Genomic DNA, 1839 nt, shown 5'->3' with positions numbered 1-1839 from the left:
AGAATAAAATAAAAAAAAGAAAATTAAAACTTAAAAATAGATTAAATAGCTAAAAATAAAAAATAAAATAAAAAATAAAATAAAATAAAAAATAATAAAAAAATAATAAAAAAATAGCTAAAATAAAAAAACAGCTAAAAATAAAATAAAAAAATAACTAAAAAAATAAAAAAATAGCTAAAATAAAAACAAAAATATTAAATTAAAAATAGTAAAACTAATTAAAAACTATTTTAATTCATCCAATACGGCATTAACTGCCCAATTACATATCTCAAGGGATTGTTCCAACTCTTCCTCAGTTATAACCAAAGGAGGATTGAAATACATCACATTGCCAAGTGGCCTTAACATAAGCCCTCTCTCCAATGCCTTTCTATAAATCCTATAGCCTATTCTCAAATCAGAATCAAAGCCTTTCTTGGTTTTTTTATCCTCCACAAGTTCAATTGCATTTATCAAGCCCATCTGCCTGATTTCACCAACATTTGGATTATTATCAAAATAGTCATGAAATCTCTTGTTTAACCAAATTGCCTTTTCCTTCTGATTTTCAATTACATTATCCCTTTCCAATACCTTAAGGGTTGCATTTGCCACACTTGCAGCCAATGGATTTCCTGCATAGGTATGACTGTGCATGAATGCAATATTATCTGCATACTCTCCATAGAATCCATCATAAATCTTATCTGTTGTACATGCAACCGCCATTGCCATATATCCATTTGTAAGTCCCTTTGAAACACACATTATATCCGGAGTGATTCCTGCATGATCAACTGCAAAGAACTTTCCTGTTCTGCCGAATCCGGTTGCAATCTCATCAGCTATAAGAAGAACATCATATTCATCACAGAGGGCTCTCAATTTCTTAAGATATAATGGAGGATAGATTTTCATTCCAGCACTTCCCTGAATCAATGGCTCAACAATCATTGCACAAGTCTCATGACCATATTCCTCAAAGGCATGCTCTGCATGTTCAAAACATTCGCATTCACAATTGTCCCTATCCTTAGCATATGGACACCTATAACAATCCGGAGCTTGAACCTTGATTGTATCAAGCATTATAGGTTCAAAAACCTTTGAATACTCATCAAGTGCACCTACAGACAATGCCCCCAATGTCTCTCCATGATAAGCATCTGTAAAGCACATGAAGCGCCTCTTTTCCTCATAGCCATTTTGCTGACAGTATTGAAATGCCATTTTCAGTGCACATTCAACTGAAGCGGAACCGTTGTCCACAAAACAGAACTTCTCGATTCCCTCAGGCATGACACGAATCAAGCGCTGGGAAAGCTCTATGATTGTCTTGTGTGAAAAATTAGCAAAAAGAACATGGTCAAGCTCATCGACTTGAGCCTTGAGAGCTTCACTTACCTCCTCATTGCAGTGCCCTAAAAGATTGCACCACCATGAGCTTATGATGTCCGTATATTCATTTCCGTCAACATCATAAAGATGAACCCCAGACCCATGGTCTATGACAATAGGAGGAAAATCCTCATAATCCTTCATCTGAGAAGCAGGATGCCAAATATGAGCCAAATCCTTCTCAACACATTTTTTACTTTTATTCATGTTATAACCTTGAAAATAATAAATAATTAATAATTAATGCAGTTAGTCTTTAAAAACTAAAAATTAAAAACTAAAATAAATAATTAAACAATCCAGTCTTTAAAAACTAAAAATTAAAAACTAAAATAAATAATTAAACAATCCAGTCTTTAAAAACTAAAAATTAAAAACTAAAATAAATAATTAAACAATCCAGTCTTTAAAAACTAAAAATTAAAAACTAAAATAAATAATTAAACAATCCAGTCT

1 protein-coding gene is annotated in these 1839 nt (G+C 32.2%); it reads right to left on the bottom strand.

Annotated elements, in window-relative coordinates; translation table 11 throughout:
* Nucleotides 1-228: 228 nt before the first annotated feature.
* Nucleotides 229-1590: an adenosylmethionine--8-amino-7-oxononanoate transaminase gene (gene bioA, locus Q0138_RS07925; RefSeq protein WP_297983097.1), complete on the bottom strand. Its 1362-nt coding sequence runs from the start codon at nucleotides 1588-1590 to the stop codon at nucleotides 229-231.
* Nucleotides 1591-1839 lie beyond the last annotated feature (249 nt).

The sequence above is a fragment of the uncultured Methanobrevibacter sp. genome, assembly GCF_937906425.1.
GTDB lineage: Archaea > Methanobacteriota > Methanobacteria > Methanobacteriales > Methanobacteriaceae > Methanobrevibacter.
The sequence above is the reverse complement of the archived record's forward strand: the minus strand, read 5'-3'. Positions and strand labels throughout refer to the sequence as shown.